The organism is Nonomuraea sp. NPDC003560, from assembly GCF_042878785.1.
Taxonomy (GTDB): domain Bacteria; phylum Actinomycetota; class Actinomycetes; order Streptosporangiales; family Streptosporangiaceae; genus Nonomuraea.
This window is the reverse complement of the sequence record NZ_JBIAOF010000001.1, coordinates 148,901-166,745: the sequence shown is the minus strand read 5'-3', so window position 1 is coordinate 166,745 and position 17,845 is coordinate 148,901. Positions and strand designations below refer to the sequence as shown.

The 17,845-nt window shown below is 71.8% G+C and carries 17 protein-coding genes; 10 read left to right on the top strand and 7 right to left on the bottom strand.

The annotated features are described in order from the left end of the window. The first annotated feature begins 17 nt into the window (after window positions 1-17). From ACFYUV_RS00810 to ACFYUV_RS00790, 5 genes are all read left to right on the top strand, one after another. The gene (locus ACFYUV_RS00810; protein ID WP_387663599.1) at window positions 18-2,366 is read left to right on the top strand and encodes an AAA family ATPase; all 2,349 of its coding nucleotides are present in this window, start codon (window positions 18-20) and stop codon (window positions 2,364-2,366) included. Between the two features lie 83 nt (window positions 2,367-2,449). Beyond that, on the top strand, window positions 2,450-3,433 hold the full coding sequence (locus ACFYUV_RS00805) for an ABC transporter permease (RefSeq protein WP_387663597.1): 984 nt from the start codon (window positions 2,450-2,452) through the stop codon (window positions 3,431-3,433). Next, window positions 3,433-4,332 (top strand): ABC transporter permease, encoded by a 900-nt coding sequence (locus ACFYUV_RS00800; protein ID WP_387663595.1) that lies wholly within the window; start codon window positions 3,433-3,435, stop codon window positions 4,330-4,332. The genes ACFYUV_RS00805 and ACFYUV_RS00800 overlap by 1 nt, the downstream gene beginning before the upstream one ends. Then, window positions 4,329-6,359 (top strand): dipeptide ABC transporter ATP-binding protein, encoded by a 2,031-nt coding sequence (locus tag ACFYUV_RS00795; RefSeq protein ID WP_387663593.1) that lies wholly within the window; start codon window positions 4,329-4,331, stop codon window positions 6,357-6,359. The genes ACFYUV_RS00800 and ACFYUV_RS00795 overlap by 4 nt, the downstream gene beginning before the upstream one ends. Window positions 6,360-6,378: 19 nt before the next feature. Then, a complete protein-coding gene (locus ACFYUV_RS00790; protein WP_387663591.1) occupies window positions 6,379-8,073 on the top strand; it encodes an ABC transporter family substrate-binding protein in 1,695 nt (564 codons plus the stop codon). A 7-nt stretch (window positions 8,074-8,080) separates the two neighbouring features. On the opposite strand, the gene ACFYUV_RS00785 is transcribed toward ACFYUV_RS00790, so the two are convergent. After that, window positions 8,081-8,608 carry a LysE family translocator gene (locus ACFYUV_RS00785; protein WP_387665260.1) on the bottom strand — a complete coding sequence of 176 codons (528 nt, stop codon included), beginning with the start codon at window positions 8,606-8,608 and terminating at the stop codon, window positions 8,081-8,083. A 36-nt stretch (window positions 8,609-8,644) separates the two neighbouring features. On the opposite strand from ACFYUV_RS00785, the gene ACFYUV_RS00780 reads away from it, so the two are divergent. Continuing rightward, entirely contained in the window at window positions 8,645-9,742 is a 1,098-nt protein-coding gene (locus ACFYUV_RS00780) for a winged helix DNA-binding domain-containing protein (RefSeq protein ID WP_387663589.1), read from the top strand. A gap of 10 nt (window positions 9,743-9,752) precedes the next feature. Here the strand turns inward: ACFYUV_RS00780 and ACFYUV_RS00775 are convergent, their stop codons facing one another. Next, window positions 9,753-10,004 carry a hypothetical protein gene (locus ACFYUV_RS00775; protein ID WP_352326656.1) on the bottom strand — a complete coding sequence of 84 codons (252 nt, stop codon included), beginning with the start codon at window positions 10,002-10,004 and terminating at the stop codon, window positions 9,753-9,755. 79 nt (window positions 10,005-10,083) lie between these two features. Next, window positions 10,084-11,190, bottom strand: coding sequence for an MFS transporter (locus ACFYUV_RS00770; RefSeq protein WP_387663587.1), 1,107 nt, complete (start codon window positions 11,188-11,190; stop codon window positions 10,084-10,086). A gap of 79 nt (window positions 11,191-11,269) precedes the next feature. Between ACFYUV_RS00770 and ACFYUV_RS00765 the strand changes: the two genes are divergently transcribed. The 3 genes from ACFYUV_RS00765 to ACFYUV_RS00755 all read left to right on the top strand — a co-directional run bounded on the left by ACFYUV_RS00765 (window position 11,270) and on the right by ACFYUV_RS00755 (window position 12,736). Continuing rightward, window positions 11,270-11,719: a hypothetical protein gene (locus ACFYUV_RS00765; protein ID WP_387663585.1), complete on the top strand. Its 450-nt coding sequence runs from the start codon at window positions 11,270-11,272 to the stop codon at window positions 11,717-11,719. An 86-nt stretch (window positions 11,720-11,805) separates the two neighbouring features. Next, window positions 11,806-12,252 (top strand): carboxymuconolactone decarboxylase family protein, encoded by a 447-nt coding sequence (locus tag ACFYUV_RS00760; RefSeq protein ID WP_387663583.1) that lies wholly within the window; start codon window positions 11,806-11,808, stop codon window positions 12,250-12,252. Window positions 12,253-12,562: 310 nt separating this feature from the next. Further along, window positions 12,563-12,736, top strand: coding sequence for a hypothetical protein (locus tag ACFYUV_RS00755; RefSeq protein WP_352357779.1), 174 nt, complete (start codon window positions 12,563-12,565; stop codon window positions 12,734-12,736). A 66-nt stretch (window positions 12,737-12,802) separates the two neighbouring features. Here ACFYUV_RS00755 and ACFYUV_RS00750 read toward each other — a convergent pair whose 3' ends face one another. Next, window positions 12,803-13,423 carry a pyridoxamine 5'-phosphate oxidase family protein gene (locus tag ACFYUV_RS00750; RefSeq protein ID WP_387663581.1) on the bottom strand — a complete coding sequence of 207 codons (621 nt, stop codon included), beginning with the start codon at window positions 13,421-13,423 and terminating at the stop codon, window positions 12,803-12,805. 34 nt (window positions 13,424-13,457) lie between these two features. Continuing rightward, window positions 13,458-13,976 (bottom strand): winged helix-turn-helix transcriptional regulator, encoded by a 519-nt coding sequence (locus ACFYUV_RS00745; protein WP_387663579.1) that lies wholly within the window; start codon window positions 13,974-13,976, stop codon window positions 13,458-13,460. A gap of 46 nt (window positions 13,977-14,022) precedes the next feature. Between ACFYUV_RS00745 and ACFYUV_RS00740 the strand changes: the two genes are divergently transcribed. After that, complete coding sequence (locus ACFYUV_RS00740) at window positions 14,023-15,366, top strand: MFS transporter (protein WP_387663577.1); 1,344 nt, start codon at window positions 14,023-14,025, stop codon at window positions 15,364-15,366. Between the two features lie 84 nt (window positions 15,367-15,450). Here ACFYUV_RS00740 and ACFYUV_RS00735 read toward each other — a convergent pair whose 3' ends face one another. Then, entirely contained in the window at window positions 15,451-16,536 is a 1,086-nt protein-coding gene (locus tag ACFYUV_RS00735; RefSeq protein ID WP_387663575.1) for a PrsW family intramembrane metalloprotease, read from the bottom strand. Window positions 16,537-16,611: 75 nt separating this feature from the next. Then, complete coding sequence (locus ACFYUV_RS00730; protein ID WP_387663573.1) at window positions 16,612-17,817, bottom strand: amidohydrolase; 1,206 nt, start codon at window positions 17,815-17,817, stop codon at window positions 16,612-16,614. Between the last annotated feature and the right edge of the window lie 28 nt (window positions 17,818-17,845).

Sequence of the window (17,845 nt, the reverse complement as noted above, 5' to 3'; positions counted from 1 at the left end):
CGGACCGGGGAGGCGTGATGCGTGAGTCCGACAGGGCCCAGGCCGCGGGGCGGGCCGCGGCGCGGGATCTGTTCGAGCAGGTGAGACTGCGTTATTTCCAGATCCCCCCCGCCGTGCGCCGGGTGCTCTACGCCGTCCTGCTCATCGTCGTCATGGGCGTGGGCGCGGCGCTCGGCTGGGATCTGCTGAAGACGTTCCCCCTCGTCCTGATGGCGCTCGCCTTCGTGGCGCTGACCATGCGCTTCCCGCGGGCCGCCGCGACCGCGCTGGTCGTGGCCGGCTGGGTGGTGCTGGCGCTGCCGCTGTTCTCCTGGCGCTTCCCCTCGGGCTCCATGGCGCTGCACGCGATGGTCGCGCTGGCCCTGCCCGTGGCCGCCGCCGCCCACCTCATCCGCTGGGTCACGCCGTGGGTGACCACGCTGGCCGCGCTCGTGCCGGCCGGGGTGCTGGCCTTCGGGCTCTCCTTCCTGTCGGCCGCCGTCGCGCTCTGGGGCGCCTGCCTGGCGGCCGTCGTCGTGCTGGTCCACCGGTTCCTCCAGGCGCGGCGGGCCAAGGCCGAGCTGTCCGCCGAGGAGCAGCAGGTGCGCGTGCGCGCCCGCGAGGGCCGGCCCGAGCCGCAGGCCGACAAGGCGGGCGCGCCGCCCCAGATCTCCGTCGAGGAGGCGCTGGCCGAGCTGGAGGGCATGATCGGGCTGGCGCCGGTCAAGGAGCAGGTCCGCTCGATCGCCGCCTCCATCGAGGCCACCCGGCTGCGGGCCGAGGCCGGCTACACCGCCGAACGCCCGACCAGGCACTTCGTCTTCGTCGGCCCGCCGGGCACCGGCAAGACCAGCGTGGCCCGCGCGCTGGCCAAGATCTTCTACGCGTTCGGCCTGCTGGAGACCCCTTACGTGGTCGAGGCGCAGCGGGCCGACCTGGTGGGCGAGTTCCTCGGCGCGACCGCGATCAAGACCAACGAGCTGGTCGACCGGGCGCTCGGCGGCGTGCTGTTCGTCGACGAGGCCTACAGCCTGGTCAACTCCTCCGACGGCCAGCCCGACAGGTTCGGCGCCGAGGCCGTCCAGACCCTGCTCAAACGGGCCGAGGACGACCGCGAGCGCCTGATCATCATCCTGGCCGGCTACGAGCAGGAGATGGCCTCGTTCCTGTCCAGCAACCCGGGCCTGGCCAGCAGGTTCGCCACCCGGGTGCGCTTCCCCAGCTACTCCGCCCCCGAGCTGGCCGAGATCACCGAGGTGCTCCAGCGGCGCAGGGGCGACACGATGGCCCCCGACGCCAGGCGCGCCCTGCTCGGCCTCTACGAAGACGTCCAGCGGCGCGGCCTGGTCGACGAGCTGGGCAACGCCCGCTTCGTGCGCAGCCTGGTCGAGGCCGCCGCGCAGGCCAGAGACGTGCGCGTGGTGGGCGCCGGCGGCACCCCGACCACCCACGACCTGGTGACCACCACCACGCCCGACGTGACCAAGGCGTTCGAGGAGCTGACCGCCCGCTTCCGCGGCTACGTGGCCACGCCCACGCTGGAGGAGGCGCTGGCCGACCTCGACGCGATGGCCGGTCTTGAGCCGGTCAAGCGGCAGGTGCACGCCATCGCCGCCCAGCTCCAGGTGGCCCGCATGCGGCAGGAGCGCGGGCTGCCCACGCCGCCCCAGATGCGGCACTTCGTCTTCGCCGGGCCGCCCGGCACCGGCAAGACCACCGTCGCGCGGGTGCTCGGCCGCGTCTTCGCCGCGCTCGGCCTGCTGGCCAGGCCCGACGTCGTCGAGGCCCACCGGGCCGACCTGGTCGGCCAGCACCTCGGCGCGACCGCGATCAAGACCAACGAGCTGGTCGACCGGGCGCTCGGCGGCGTGCTGTTCATCGACGAGGCCTACAGCCTGGTCAACCCCGGCTACGCGGGCGGCGACGCCTTCGGCTCCGAGGCCGTCCAGACGCTGCTCAAACGGGCCGAGGACGACCGCGACCGGCTGGTCATCGTGCTGGCCGGCTACTCGCGCGAGATGGACTCCTTCCTGGCCACCAACCCGGGCCTGGCCAGCCGGTTCAACCAGCGCGTGGCCTTCCCCAGCTACTCGCCGCGCGAGCTGTCGCAGATCGCGGTGCTGCTGGCCGGCAAGGCCGGTGACAGCTTCGACGAGCAGGCCCTGCGCGACCTCGACGAGGTGTTCGCCTGGGTGTGCGAGGAACGCCTGATCGACGGCCTGGGCAACGGCCGCTTCGCCCGCTCGTTGTTCGAACGGGCCGCGATGCGCCGCGACGTGCGCCTGGCCGCCCACGCGTCGGGCGGCGGGTCGGCCAGCGCCGCCGACCTCACGACGATCACCAGCGACGACGTGCGCACCGCCGTGGACGAACTTTCCGGACGTTAACCCCTCTTTGGCATTTCCCCGCGCCACGATGCTGCTGGGTGTAGCAGTATGACTACCTATCGTGCGCGTCCGGGAGGGGGACGATGGCGGGGTTCCTGGCCCGCAGGCTGCTCAACTACGTGGTGCTGGTCGGCGTGGCCGCGAGCCTGGCGTACCTGCTGGCCGCCGGGGCGCTCGACCCGCGTTCCAACTACGCCGACCGCACCCCGAAACCGCCGCCCGCCGTCGTCGACGCCCAGCTCACCGCGCTCAACCTCAACGACAAGACCCCGTTGCTGCAGCGCTACGCCACCTGGGCCGCGGGCGTGCTGCACGGCGACTTCGGCAAGACCGTCACCGGCTCGCCCGTGAACGAGGACCTTCGGCGGCGGATGGGGGTCACGTTCCGGCTGGTCATCCTGGGGCTGCTGTTCGGGAGCCTGCTCGGCGTGCTGGTGGGCGCGTACGCGGCGGTGCGGCAGTACGGCTGGTTCGACCGGCTCTCCACGGGCCTGTCGTTCGTCGTGCTCGCGGTGCCGGTCGTGGTGCTGGCCAACATGCTGATCCTGGCCGCCGCCTGGGCCAACGACAACCTCTTCGGCCGCCAGGTGCTGCTGGTCAGCGGCGAGTACAGCGCCGGCCTGCAGACCGGGTTCTGGGGCTACGTGCTCGACCGGGTGCAACACCTGATCCTGCCGACGATCTCGCTGTCCGTCGGCCTGGTCGCGGTCTTCAGCCGCTACCAGCGCAACATGATGCTCGACGTGCTCGGCGCCGACTTCGTCCGCACGGCCAGGGCCAAGGGGCTGAGCAGGGGCCGGGCGCTGACCCGCCACGCGCTGCGCACCGCGCTCATCCCGGTGGCCACCTACTTCGCCTTCACGTTCGGCACCCTGCTGACCGGGGCCACCTTCACCGAGAAGATCTTCGGCTGGCACGGGCTGGGCGAGCAGCTGATCAACTCGATCTTCACCAACGACGTCAACACCGTGGCGGCGATCTCCTTCCTGGCCGCGGTGGCCGTGTTGTGCGCCGCGCTCGCCTCCGACCTGCTGCACGCCGCGCTCGACCCCAGGGTGCGGGCGTGATGACGCTCTCCGAGGAGGAGCTGGCGGAGGAGCTGACCGGCGACCTGGGCCGGGCGCCGTCGCGGCTGCGGGTGGTGGCCGGGCGGTTCTTCCGCTCGCCGCAGGGGCTGATCGGGTTCGCGGTGCTGGCGCTGATGTTCCTGCTGGCGTTCGCCGGGCCGCTGTTCAGCCCGTGGTCCTACACCGACAAGGACTTCACGGCGTTCCTGCAGCCGCCCTCGCCGCAGCACTGGTTCGGAACGCTCCAGACGGGCGCCGACGTCTACGCGGTGACGCTGCGCGGCATGCAGAAGTCGCTGATCGTGGGCCTGCTGGCGGCGCTGGTGTCCACGGCGGTGGCGGCCGTGGTGGGCGCCTTCTCCGGCTACTTCCTGGGCTGGACCGACCGGGCGCTGAGCTGGGTGACCGACCTGCTGCTCGTGCTGCCCGCGTTCCTCATCCTGGCGATCATGTCGCCGCTGTTCGGGGCCGGGCAGTGGGTGCTGTTCGTGATCATGCTGGCGCTGTTCCTGTGGATGGTGACCTCGAAGATCGTCCGGGGGATGACGATCTCGCTGAAGGAGCGCGAGTACATCCAGGCCGCTCGCTTCATGGGGGTGCCGCCGGTGCGGATCATCTTCCGGCACGTGATCCCCAACCTGTCCTCGCTGCTCATCGTCGACGCCACGCTCAACGTCAGCGCGGCCATCCTGACCGAGACCTCGCTGTCGTACTTCGGGTTCGGCATCCAGCCGCCCGACGTGTCCTTCGGCACGCTGATCGCCGACGGCTCGCGCACGGCGGTCTACGCGCCCTGGACGTTCTGGTTCGTGGCCGGGCTGCTGGTGGTCACCGTGCTGGCGGTCAACCTCATGGGCGACGCGCTGCGCGACGCCTTCGACCCGGCGGCGCGGCGATGAGGCCGGCGGCGAACCCCGTCCTGGAGGTCAGCGACCTGCACGTGTCCTTCGGCGACGTGCGCGCGGTGCGCGGGGTCACCTACTCGGTGAGCCCGGGCGAGGTGCTGGGCATCGTGGGCGAGTCCGGGTCGGGCAAGTCGGTCACCTCGGCCGCTGTCATGGGCCTGCTGCCGCCGAGCGCCCGGGTCACCGGGTCGGTGCGGCTGCACGGCAAGGAGCTGATCGGCGCCTCCGAGCGGGAGCTGACCCGCTTCCGCGGCAAGACCGTGTCGATGGTGTTCCAGGACCCGCTGTCGGCGCTCACGCCCGTCTACCGGGTGGGCGACCAGATCGCCGAGGCCGTCCGCGTCCACCAGCGGGTGAGCAAGGAGAACGCCGCGGTCAAGGCCGTCGAGCTGCTGGAGCTGGTCGGCATCCCGTCGCCGAGCGAGCGGGCGCTCGCCTTCCCGCACGAGTTCTCCGGCGGCATGCGGCAGCGCGTGATGATCGCGATGGCCATCGCCAACGACCCCGACGTGATCATCTGCGACGAGCCCACCACCGCGCTCGACGTGACCATCCAGGCGCAGGTGCTGGAGGTGCTGAAGAAGGCCCAGCGGAAGACCGGCGCGGCGATCATCATGATCACGCACGACCTCGGCGTGGTGGCCGGCTTCGCCGACCGGGTCCTGGTCATGTACGCCGGGCGCCCGGTCGAGGTGGGCGACGTCGACGACATCTACTACCGGATGCGCATGCCGTACACGGCGGGGTTGCTGGCCTCGATCCCGCGGGTCGACCGCGGCGGCCGTCAGCCGCTGCTGCCGATCGCCGGGAACCCGCCCTCCCCCGCGGCGCTGCCGCCGGGCTGCCCGTTCGCGCCGCGCTGCCCGCTGAAGATCCACGAGTGCGACGCGGCCGAGCCGCCGCTGTTCGAGGTGGCGACGGGCCACCGGGCGGCGTGCATCCGCTGGGAGATCGTCCGCCCTCAGGGCCCCGGCCGCCACGCGGCCGGGGAGCCCGTCGCCCCCGCGGTCCGCGCCGAGCAGCCGGTGCTGGAGGTCGACGGCCTGGTCAAGGACTACCCGCTGCTCAAGGGGGCGCTGTTCAAGCGCAGGGTCGGCACGGTGCACGCGGTGGCGGGCGTCAGCTTCGACATCCGCCGGGGCGAGACGCTGGGCCTGGTCGGCGAGTCGGGCAGCGGCAAGACCACCACGCTCACCCAGATCCTGGAGCTGGTCCCGCCGCAGGAGGGGCGCGTGGTCGTGCTCGGCCGCGACACCGCCCGGCTGGACGGCGCCGGGCGCACCGCGATCCGGCGGGACATGCAGGTCGTCTTCCAGGACCCGATGGCCTCGCTCGACCCGCGCATGACGGTCTACGACATCCTGGCCGAGCCGCTGCGCACCCACGGCGAGCGCCGGCCGGGCCGGCGGGTGGGCGAGCTGCTCGCGCTGGTCGGCCTCGACCCGGCGCACGCCGCCCGCTACCCCCAGGACTTCTCCGGCGGCCAGCGCCAGCGCATCGGCATCGCCAGGGCGCTGGCGCTGGAGCCCAGGCTGCTGGTGCTGGACGAGCCGGTCTCCGCGCTCGACGTGTCGATCCAGGCCGGGATCATCAACCTGCTCGGCTCGCTGCGGTCCAGGCTCGGGCTGTCGTACCTGTTCGTCGCGCACGACCTGGCGGTGGTGCGGTACATCGCCGACCGGGTGGCGGTCATGTATTTGGGCAGGATCGCCGAGATCGGGCAGGTAGACGCGGTCTACGGGGCTCCGGCGCATCCGTACACGCAGGCTCTGCTGTCGGCGATCCCGCTGCCCGACCCGGCGCGTGAGCGCGTACGCGAGCGCATCCTGCTCGAAGGCGACCTGCCGAGCCCGGCCCACCCTCCGACCGGCTGCCGCTTCCGCACCCGTTGCCCGAAGTTCCGCTCGGTGCTCACCCACGACGAGCGCGCGCTCTGCGTGGACGTCGAGCCCGAGGTGCTGCCGGTGGGCGACGACCAGGGCGCGGCCTGCCATTACGCCGAGAGGCTCGACGTCGTCTAGATCAGGAGGAATGCGCTCGATGAAAGCTTCACGTCTTGTCGTGGCCGTCGCCGTGACCGGCTCGCTGTCGCTGGTGAGCTGTGGCGGCGGCGGCTCGGGGGGCGGCTCGGCGAGCGGCACGGAAGGCGCGCACAAGACCATCAAGGCCTTCGACATCAACCCGCAGCCGCGCGACAAGGTCAAGGACGGCGGAACGCTGCGCTGGGGCATCAACGAGTTCCCCAGCCAGTGGAACCGGAACCACGTCGACGGCAACCTGGCGGTGGCGGCCGTGATCAGCAACGCGTTGCTGCCCTCGCCGTTCGTCTCCGACGAGAAGGCGGAGATCACCGTCGATCCCGACTACGTGCTCGACGCCAAGGTCACCGACCAGAGCCCGAAGCAGGTCGTCACCTACACGCTCAACCCCAAGGCCAAGTGGTCGGACGGGCAGCCGATCACCTGGGCCGACTACCAGGCCCAGTGGCAGGCGCTCAACGGCCGCAACCCCGAGTTCCACATCGTCTCGGCCACCGGCTACCAGGACATCGAGAAGGTCGAGCGGGGCAAGGACGACCACGAGGTGAAGGTCACCTTCGCCAAGCCGTTCGGCGACTGGCAGTCGCTGTTCGGGCCGCTGCTGCCGGCCGCCACGAACCGGACGCCGCAGGCCTTCAACACCGCGTGGCTGAACAAGATCCCGGTGACCGCCGGACCGTTCAAGTTCAAGGGCTTCGACCAGACGGCCAAGACGATCACGATCGTCCGCGACGACGCCTGGTGGGGCAACCGGGCCAAGCTCGACCAGATCATCTACCGGGCCTCGGAGCAGGACTCGCTGATCGGCGCGTTCAGCAACGGGGAGCTCGACCTCATCGACGTCGGGCCGTCGGCGCCCGACTACGCGCGGGCCAGGGCCACGCAGGGCGCCCAGGTGCGCCAGGCCGCCGGGCCCGACTTCCGGCACTTCACCTTCAACGGGTCGAGCGAGCCGCTCAAAGACGTGAACGTGCGCCAGGCCATCCAGCTCGGCATCAACCGGCAGGCCATCGCGCAGTCCGACCTGCAGGGCCTCGACTGGCCGATCGCGCTGCTGAACAACCACTTCTTCATGAACACCCAGGAGGGCTACCTGGACAACGCCGGAAGTCTCGGCGTCTACAACCCCGAACGCGCCAAGCAGCTGCTCGACGCGGCCGGCTGGAAGCTGAACGGGGCCGTCAGGCAGAAGAACGGGCAGCCGCTCGACCTGCGGTTCGTGGTGCCGTCCGGGGTGCAGCTCAGCAAGTCGGAGGGTGAGCTGGCCCAGAACATGCTGGCCCAGATCGGGGTGAAGCTCACCATCAAGGCGGTGCCGAGCGACGACTTCTTCACCAAGTACGTCATCCCCGGCAACTTCGACATCACGCCCTTCGCCTACATCGGGACGCCTTACCCGATTTCGAGCAGCTACGGGATCTACGCGAACTCGGCGAACGGCAAGACGTGGAACGCCAACTTCGGCCGTACCGGCTCGCCGGAGATCGACCAGGCCATGGACAAGGCGGCCCAGAACCTCGACCCGGCCGGCGCCCGCACCCAGACGAACGAGGCCGACGGGCTGATCTGGAAGCTGGTCAACGTCCTGCCGCTCTACCAGCGTCCGCAGAACGTGGCGGCCAAGCAGACGCTGGCCAACGTCGGCGCGCGCGGATTCTACGACCTGCGCTACGAGGACATCGGCTTCACCGGCTGACCGGCGTTCAACGCTCCACGGCGAGCTTCACGCCGAGCCCGACGAAGATGCCGCCCGTCGCCGTGTTCACCCGGCGGCGGGCGACGGCGCTGCGGCGCAGCCATCCGCCGATGCGCCCGGCCAGCACGCCCACCGCGTCGTCCACGACGAACTCGAAGGCGATCAGGACGGCGCCGAGCACGGCGAACTGCAGCCACATCCGCCCCAGCCCCGGATCGACGAACTGCGGGAGGAAGGCGACGGTGAAGGTGACCATCTTGGGGTTGAGCAGGTTCGTCAGCAGGCCGCTCAGGTAGGCCCGGCGCCCGGACATCCCGGTGCCCGGCTCGGGCATGTCGCTCACCCCGCCCTTGCGGTCCCGCAACATCCGCACGCCCAGGTAGATCAGGTACGCGGCGCCGCCGATCCGTACGACGGTGAAGGCGACCGGCACGGCCGCGAAGAGCGCGGCCAGCCCCGCGGCGGCCACGGCGATGTGGATGGCCTCGCTGGTCGCCACCCCGGCCGTGGCCAGCAGCCCGGCTTTTCGCCCAATGTGCGGAATGTCGGTGGGAGGCGGTAGAAGTGACGCATGACGATGGAGCTCACCTGGCCGCAGATCCTCTCCTGGCGCCTGCGCAGGCAGTTCGTGGCGGCGGCCGACGGGCCGGACGCGGTGTCGGTGGCCCGCCGGCTGTGCGGGGTGCAGGCGCAGGTCGCCTCCTCGGCCCAGCTCGCGGTGGCGGTCAGGAGCGCCCGGCCCGACCCCGGTGAGATCGACCGGGCCCTGTGGAGCGATCGGACCCTGGTCAAGACCTGGCTCATGCGCGGCACCCTCCACCTGGTGCCCGCCGACGAGCTGGCCGGCCTGTGCGCGGCGCTGAGCACGCTGCGCTTCTGGGAGAAGGGCTCCTGGCAGCGCGGGCACGGCGTGACCGCCGCGGAGATCGAGGCCGTCATCGAGGCCGTCCCCGAGGCGCTGAAGGGAGCGCCGCTGACCCGTGAGGAGCTGGTCGACGCGATCGTGGCGCTGACCGGCGACGCCCATCTCCGCGAGGCGCTGACGTCCGGCTGGGGGGCGCTGCTCAAGCCGCTGAGCCGCCTGGGCGAGCTGTGCTACGGGCCGCCCCGCGAGGGCAAGGTGACCTTCACCGCGCCGCGGTCGTGGGTGCCGGGCTGGCCGGGGGAGCTGCCCGGCCAGGAGGAGGCGGGCGTGCGGGTGCTGCGGGCGTTCCTGGGGGCCCACGGGCCGGCCACGCCGGAGATGTTCGACACCTGGCTGTTCGGCGGCGTGGCCAGGAAGGCGGTGCTCAAGGCGTGGGTCAAGGGCCTGGCCCCGGAGCTGGTGGAGGTCAGGGCCGACGACGGCACGACCCTGTACGCGCTGGCCGAGCACGCCGACGAGCTGGCCGCCACCCGGCCCTCGCAGGAGGTCCACCTGCTGCCGGGCTTCGACCAGTTCATCCTGGGGGCGCCGCGGACGCTCGCCCCGCTCGTCCCGCCGCCGCTCAAGCCCAAGGTCAGCCGCCAGGCGGGCTGGATCTCGCCCGTCGTGGTGCACGAGGGCCGGGTGGCCGGTGTGTGGGAGGCGAAGAACGACGCCATCACCCTCGACCTGGCCGCGCCGGTGCCTCAGGACGCGCTCGACCGCGCCCTGAGCCGCGTGCGGTCGCTGCTGGGCCCGGCCTGACGCCGTCCGGTCAGGCGGACGAGCTCGCCATCACCCGGTCGACGATGCCCTTGTTGCCCTCCTCGCGGGCGCAGTGGGCGCAGCAGTACCAGTGCTCGCCCGACTGGACGCCGTGCCCGATGACCTTGGTGCCGCAGTGCTCGCAGATCGGCGCCATGGCCTCGATCGCGCACTGGAAGCAGTCGAAGGTGTGCACGGCTCCCTGCGCGTGCACCTCGAAGGCCATGTCGTAGTCGTTGCCGCAGTTGTCGCAGACGGCCATGGTGATCCCCTCTTCACGTCCGAATCACCTGGGGCAATACCCCGAACCATGGTGCGCTTTCCCCAACGAAACGCCATATTCACGCCGAGTCACCCTTGATGATGACGAAACGTACGATCAGCGGCAGCCCCAGGAGGCCCAGCGCGGCTAGCGCGACGGGCAGCCCGAACGGTCCGGTCAGCCCCGCCACCAGCAGCGGGCTGACGACGAACCCGGCGTAGGAGACCATCGACACGCCCCACACCAGCGTCCCGGTCGGGTCGTCGGCGGCCGAGCGGCTGAGCAGCGCGGGCACCAGCGGCCCGAGCGCCAGCCCCGTCAGGGCGAAGCCCGCCATCGACAGCGGCACACCGTCACCGAGGCCGGCCAGGCCGATCCCGGCCGCGCCGCCCACCCCGGCGACCAGGTACAGCGCGCGCAGGGGCACCGGAGGCAGGGTCTGCGCGGCGATCCGGCCGGCCGTGAGCGCGGCCATGTAGACCGAGGGGGCCAGGCTCGCCATGAGCGGCGTGGCGGCCCGGTGCTCCTCCAGCAGGAGCACCGACCACTGCTCGACGGCGTTCTCGATCACCAACACGCATCCGGCCAGCGTCCCGAGCAGCAGCGCGACGCCCCACAGCCGGCGCCCCGCGTGGTGGTCGCCGGAGGGGGCGGCCCGGCCGCCGCCCACGGGCAGGGCGGGCAGCGACAGGGACGTCGCCGCCACCAGCACCGCGATCACCAGCAGCACGGCCCGGACGTCCATGCCGAGCGAGCGGGCCAGGCCGGTGAGCGGGGCGGCCACGATGACGGCGAGCGGGAAGGCCGCGTGCACCGCCTGGAAGAGCCGCCGGCCGCTCTCGCGCTCGACGCGTCCCGTGGTCAGGTTGAGCGCCACGTCCAGCGCCCCGCTGGCCGCGCCGAGCAGCAGCAGCCCGGCCACGAGCGGCCAGTACGCGGTGACCGCGGCCAGGGCCGCCACGGCCAGCCCGAACAGGACGGTCGTCGCCATGAGGGCATGGCGCTCGCGCCCGCGGGCCAGCCGGCCGGTCAGCGCCATCGCGGGCAGGGCCCCGACGGGCACCGCGCTCAGCGCCGTGCCGAGCTGCGCCGCCGAGACGCCGAGCTCCTGCTTCACGGCAGGCAGCAGAGCCGCCCAGGACCCCCAGAACACCGCCCAGACGGCGGACACCGCGATGAGCGGCATTCACCAACCCCCTTGAATTGCGGTCAAGTCTCGGTAAAGATCGACGACGTCCTTAATATCCCCCGCCGAAGGGAATATCGTGCTGACGCGAACGGTCATCGCGGCCGGACTGGTCGCCGCCGGTCTCGCTGCCACCCCCTCCGCCGCCTCCGCGGCCACCGCCCCCGAGACGCCCGAGCGCGTCTGCGGCGCGGGCTACCACCGGGTGCAGGACGGCCACCGCGCGATGAAGACGCGCGACGGGAAGGTGTTCGGGCACGTCTACCTCATGTACAACAAGAGCGCCGGGAAGAACTGCGTGGCGGCGATCAAGACCGCCTTCCGCGGCACCCCTACGGTCACCGGCGCCTCCATCGAGGTCCGCGGCGGCGGCCGCAGCGAGGACGTGCAGCGTTACCGCTTCTACGCCGAGACCGGCCACATCGACGGTAGCTGGAAGTGCGTGAAGTACGCGGGCTGGACGCGCACCCCGGACAACCGTGTCGAGGCGTGGGGCGGCCGCGGCTCGTGGGGCAACTGCCGGGGCTGAGACGAATCCCCTCCTTCCGGAGCTGTCACATCGCGCCGGGCCGCCTCGTCCTGTGTCATGGAAGTGACGACACAGGGAGGATCACCATGACCCAGCGCATCGACATCGCCAAGCTCGCCCCGGAGGCGTACCGGGGGTTCCTGGCGGTGGAGGCGTACATGCACGGCAGCGACCTGCCCGCGGCCACGATCGAGCTGGTCAAGCTGCGGGCCAGCCAGATCAACGGCTGCGGCTACTGCGTGCACATGCACAGCGGGGACATGAAGAAGGCCGGGGAGAGCGACGAGCGGCTGTGGTCGGTCGCCGCCTGGCGGGAGGCCACGGTCTTCACCCCGGCCGAGCGGGCCGCGCTGGCGCTGACCGAGGAGGCGACCCGCCTGGCCGACCGCGGCGAGGCCGTGCCGGACGAGGTGTGGCAGCAGGCGGCCGAGCACTATGACGACAAGCAGCTCGCCGCCCTCGTCGTCGCCATCGCGATGATCAACGCCTGGAACCGGATCGGCGTGACCGCCCGCCTGGTTCCGGGGACGTGACGCGGGCGCACCCGCACGCGAGGCCGTAGAAATGCGTTGAGCGGTCCCGGGAGCCCCGGTTAGGTTGGCGCGCAAGGCGGGTGGCGGCACCCGCCGAGCCGCCGTCAGCCGGCGGCGGCCCGGAAGGGGGAAGACCGTGAAACGTGTCAGAGTCCCGAAATCGACGGCCATCAGGCGTCCGCATCCGTCGGCCGAACCCGATCTGCGCACCCCGTCAGGGCGAAAGTTGCCCTATTAGCTACCCTTTACAGCGAACTTACGGCTGTATCGGTAGATAACAGAGGTAACAGAAACATCACGGGGGGCTCACATGAAGAGGCTTGCGGTGGTGCCGCCGCACATCGCCAGGCACAAGATCCGCGACATCCGGGCGGCGGTCCGCCGCCGAAGGACCGAGGCCACCGACCCCAAGGTGGTCGACCTGCGGGCCTACAGCGGCCGGAACGTGATCCGCTTCCCCGGCGGACCGACGCCGGCCGCCTGAACCGCACGGGATTCACCGCACCGCTGAGGCCCGACACGACCGGCTCCCCCCGCCGGCCGTCCGGTCTCAGCCGTAGAGCCTCTTGGCGTAGCCCTCGCCGTAGTACGACTCCAACTGCTCCAGCGTCTCCTCGACCACCTGAACCTCCTTGATCAGAGTGGCGTGCGAGGGCAGGACGGACGGGTTCCAGGAGTCGGGCGTCCAGAGCTGCGAGCGCAGGAACGCCTTGGCGCAGTGGAAGAAGATCTGCTCGATCTCCACCACCAGGGCCAGCCGCGGCCGGTGGCCCTTGACGACCATCTCGTCGAAGAACGGCGCCTCGCGCACGAGCCGGGCGCGGCCGTTCACGCGCAGGGTCTCGTTGCGGCCGGGGATCAGGAAGATCAGGCCGACGTGCGGGTTCTTCAGCACGTTGAGGAACCCGTCGGCCCGGCGGTTGCCCGGCCGGTCGGGGATGGCGATCGTGGTGTCGTCGATGACGTGGACGAACCCGGCCGGGTCGCCCTTGGGCGAGACGTCGCAGTTGCCCTCGGCGTCGGACGTGGCGATCAGGCAGAACGGGGAGGCCGCCAGCCAGTCGCGGTCACGCGCGTGCAGCCGGACCCGCTCCTTGGTCACGGCCCTCGGCATCACCTCGCCCAGCAGTTCCCGCAACTCCTCCTCGGACCCGATCTCCGCCCAGCTCATCTGATCTCCTTTCGAGGGGTACCGCCCGATTTTGTCAGGAGATCGGGGCAAGCATCCTGTGGGGTGCCCTGAGGAGAACGCTGACCGGATCATCACGGTTGTCCGTCAGGCCGGGGCCGGGGCGCACCTCGATGTCCTCCAGCCCGACGGCCGTGCCGCACGACGGGCACCGCGACACCGGGTCGAGCCGGGCGCCGCAGGCGGCGTGGTGGAACAGGCGGCGCGGGCCGTCCCCGCCGAGGTTGCGCTCGCCCCACTGGGACAGGGCCAGCATGGGGACCCACAACTCGCGGCCCGTGGCGGTCAGGACGTACTCGTCGCGCGGCGGGTTGTCCTGGTAGCGGCTCCTGGCCAGCACGCCGGCCTCGACCAGCGCCCCGAGCCGCTGGGACAGGACCGCCCTCGGGATGTCGAGGTGGGCGAGGAAGTCGCCGTAGCGGCGTACGCCGTACATGGCGTCGCGGACGACCAGCAGCGTCCACCGTTCGCCGATCACTTCCAGGGCCCTGGCCAGCGAGCAGTCCTGGCCGTCGTAGTTCTTGCCGAGCGCCATGGGACCCATGTTAGTTCATTCACCGAACCGTGATACGTTGCGCCGCATGAGTTCAATGACCGAACTGACCCGGGTCCGGCCGGGCACGCTGGCCGTGGCGTCCTCGGCGCCCCTGCTCGTGCTGACGAACTACACGGTGCCGATGGTGACGTTGCCGCAGACGGCCGCGTCCCTGGACGCCGGGCCGACGGGGCCGGTGTGGATGCTGGGCGGCATCTCGCTCGGGCTGTCGGCGCTGCTGCTGGTCTCCGGCGGGCTGGCCGACGACCACGGGCGCAGGCGGGTGCTGGTGTGGGGGTCGGCCGTGCTGGCCGCCGCCGGGGTGGCGGCCGCGCTGAGCACGTCGGTGCCGGTGTTCGTGCTGGCCAGGCTGGCGCAGGGCGGGGCGAGCGCGGCGATGCTGGCCGCCAGCCTGGGCATCGTCGGCCACGCCTACCCCTCGGGCGCCGCGCGGGTGCGGGCCACCGGGCTGTACGGCGCCATGATCGGGCTGGGCACCGCGCTCGGCCCGCTGGCCTCCGGCGTGCTGGCCACCGCGGTGAGCTGGCGGGCGGTCTACTGGGTGTTGTCGGCCGCCGCGCTAGCCCTGGCGGTGGCCTCGGCGCGGCTGCTGGCCGAGTCGCGCTCCCCCGCCCCGCGCCGGTTCGACGTGCCCGGCGTGGTGCTGCTCAGCCTGGGCGTGGGGGCGCTGGTCGCGGGGGTCACCGAAGGGCGTGCCGGGTGGGGGCGTCCGGTGGTGATCGGGGCGTTCGCGCTGGCGGCGGTGCTGGTGGCGGCGTTCGTGTCGGTGGAGCGCCGGCGTCCGGAGCCGCTGCTCGACCTGGAGCTGTTCGGACGGCCGGCGTTCCTGGTCGCCACCGGCGGCGCGCTGGTGGTCGGGGCGGCGGTGGTGGGCCTGCTCAGCTACCTGCCGACCGTGCTCCAGACCGCGCACGCACTGACGCCGCTGCAGACCGGCCTGCTGTTCTGCCTCTGGTCGGGCACGTCGTTCGCGGTGTCGCTGGCGTCCCGGCTGGTACGCCTGCGCACCGCCGCCCGGCTGGCCCTCGGCCTCGGCCTGACCGCGCTCGGGTTCGCCGGCCTGCTGGGCGTGGGCGGCTCGTTGGACCTGCCGCTGGTCATCGCCGGGCTGGTGGTGAGCGGCGCCGGGTCGGGGCTGATCAACTCCTCGATCACCCACCTGGCGATCGAGAGCGTGCCGGCCCACCGGGTCAGCATGGGGTCGGGCGCCAACAACACCGCCCGCTACGTCGGCTCCTCCCTGGGCGCGGCCGGCGTGGCCGCGGTCGTCGGCGCGTTCGGCGTGGACCGGGGGACGACGGTCGCGGTGGCGGCCTGCATCGTGCTGGCGGCGGTGACGGCCCTGTCCGCCGTGCTCACCCGCCCCTGAGCCCGCCCCTGAGCCCGCCCCTGAGCCCGCCGCTGGGTCCGCCCCTGGGTCCGCCCCTGAGCCCGCCGCTGAGCCCGGGCCCGGCTACCAGCGGCGGGCGTGGGCCATGGAGGTGAGCAGGGCGTCGCGTTCCATGGCGAACCTGGCCGGGTCCATGCCCTGCCGTTCGGCCCGCAGGTGCAGCACGGTCAGCTCGGTCGCCGCCTGCTGGTAGTCGCTCATCGCGCGGCCGAGCCCGGCGCCCCTGGCCCACCTGCGGGCCGCCTTGCGGGCCTTGAGCGTGCTGAGCATCTTCAGGTCCTCCGCCGTGACCAGGCCGGTCTGGCCGTAGCCGGGCAGGTAGACGCCCATCTTCGAGACGAGCTGGCGGCGTTCGACGACGGTGACCACGATGAGCAGGACCAGCGCCACCATGATCACCAGGTACGCCGTGCCCAGCCAGGCCAGCGACTGGGTGGAGGCGGCGCCGTTCCACAGCCCGTGCAGGACGACCGCGCCCAGGTAGCCGAGCGGGATCGCGGCGAACCTGGCGGGCGTGCGGCGGGTGAGCGCGTAGGCGACGCCGAGCCCGATCATCGAGGTGTAGATGGGGTGGCCGAGCGGGTCGATCAGCCCTCTGAGCACGAACAGCCGGACCGCGGCGCCGGTGCCGTCCTGGCCGAACGCGATCAGGTAGTAGCCGATGTTCTCCACGGCGGCGAAGCCGAGCCCCGCCATGGAGGCGTAGACGATGCCGTCGGTCAGGCCGTCGATCTCCTGCTTCCTGCGCAGGAGCAGCAGCAGCGCCGACCCCTTCAGCGCCTCCTCGATCACCGGTGCCAGGAACACGGTGCCGACGTCGTTGACGAGCTGGGCGCCGTACCCGGCCCGCAGGAACAGCGCCTGTCCGGCCAGCGTCAGCCCGACGCCGAGCACGATCGCCAGGCCCGCGCCCCACGCGAAGGCGAAGGCCAGGTGCAGCTTCGGCTCCGGCTCCAGCCGGTCGAGCGAGAGCACCGCGGCCAGCAGCACCGGCAGCGGCGCGATCCCGAGCACCGCCGACAGCCCGAACCCGACCGGCCCGCCTTTGTGCAACATGAGACCGAGGACGATCAGCGCCAGGACGCCTGAGACGACCAGTCCGATCAGGAGCGCCTTGCTGGGTCTCCTGGCGGGGTGCGGAGCTGTCATGGGGGGCGCCTTTCTCCGACTCAGTGCACCTACTATGAGCGTTCCCGGCCGTCGCGCACTTGACAGTCGCCTACATCACCGTGACTCGCGGTAATAGGGATCGGCCACGACGGATTCCCCGTCCACGTAGGAGTACACCTCACGCCCGGCGATGAACACCCTCAGCGCCCGGCTCATCACGTCGAGCGGGTCGCCCGACCAGATCACCACGTCGCCGTCGAGGCCGGGACGCAGCGAGCCGACCCGGTCGTCGAGGCCCATGATGCGGGCCGGGTTGACGGTGATCGAGCGCAGCGCGGTGTCCCGGTCGAGCCCCTCCTTGACGGCCAGGGTGGCCTGGTGGACGAGGAAGTGGATGGGCACCACCGGATGGTCGGTGGTGATCGCCAGCTCGACCCCGGCCCGCGCGAGGATGCCCGGGTTGCGCAGGGCGCGCTGCCGCAGCTCGACCTTCGACCGGCTGGTGAACAGCGGGCCGATGATGACCGGCACGTTCCGCTCGGCCAGCGTGTCGGCCAGCAGGTGGCCCTCGGTGCCGTGGTTGAGGATCAGCCGGTGGCCGAACTCGTCGGCCAGGCGCAGCGCGGTGGCGATGTCGTCGGCGCGGTGCGCGTGCTGGCACCACGGCAGCTCGCCGTCGAGCACCCGGACCAGGATCTCCAGCGTGCCGTCGCGGTCGAACGGCTTGTCCTCGCGCTCGGCCGCGGCCTTCCTCGCCTTGTAGTCCTGCGCCTTCATGAGGGCGTCGCGGATCACTGCGGCCACGCCCTGCCGGGTGGAGGGCAGCTTCTTCTGGTCGCCGTAGACGCGCTTGGGGTTCTCCCCCAGCGCGCTCTTGACGCTCACCGGCTCTCTGACCAGCATCTCGTCGACCGACCTGCCCCAGCACTTGACCGCGACCGTCTGGCCGCCGATCGGGTTGCCGGAGCCCGGCTTGATCACGACCGTGGTGACCCCGCCGGACAGCGCGTCGGCGAAGCCCTGGTCGGCCGGGTTGATGGCGTCCAGGGCGCGCAGCCGGGCCCCGTTGGGGTCGGTCATCTCGTTGGTGTCGTTGCCCGCCCAGCCCTCGGCCTCCTCGTACACGCCGAGATGGCCGTGCGCCTCGACGAAACCGGGCAGCACCCAGCCGCCGTCCGCGTCCACGACGGTGGCGGAGTCGGGGATGGTCACGTCCCGCCCCACGGCGAGGATCTTCCCGTCGCCGACCAGGACGGTGCCGCCCTCGATGGGATCTCCGTCAACCGGCACGACATATCCGTTGATGATGGCGAGAGTCATGGCGGCAACTTACCGTTGCCATGCTTTC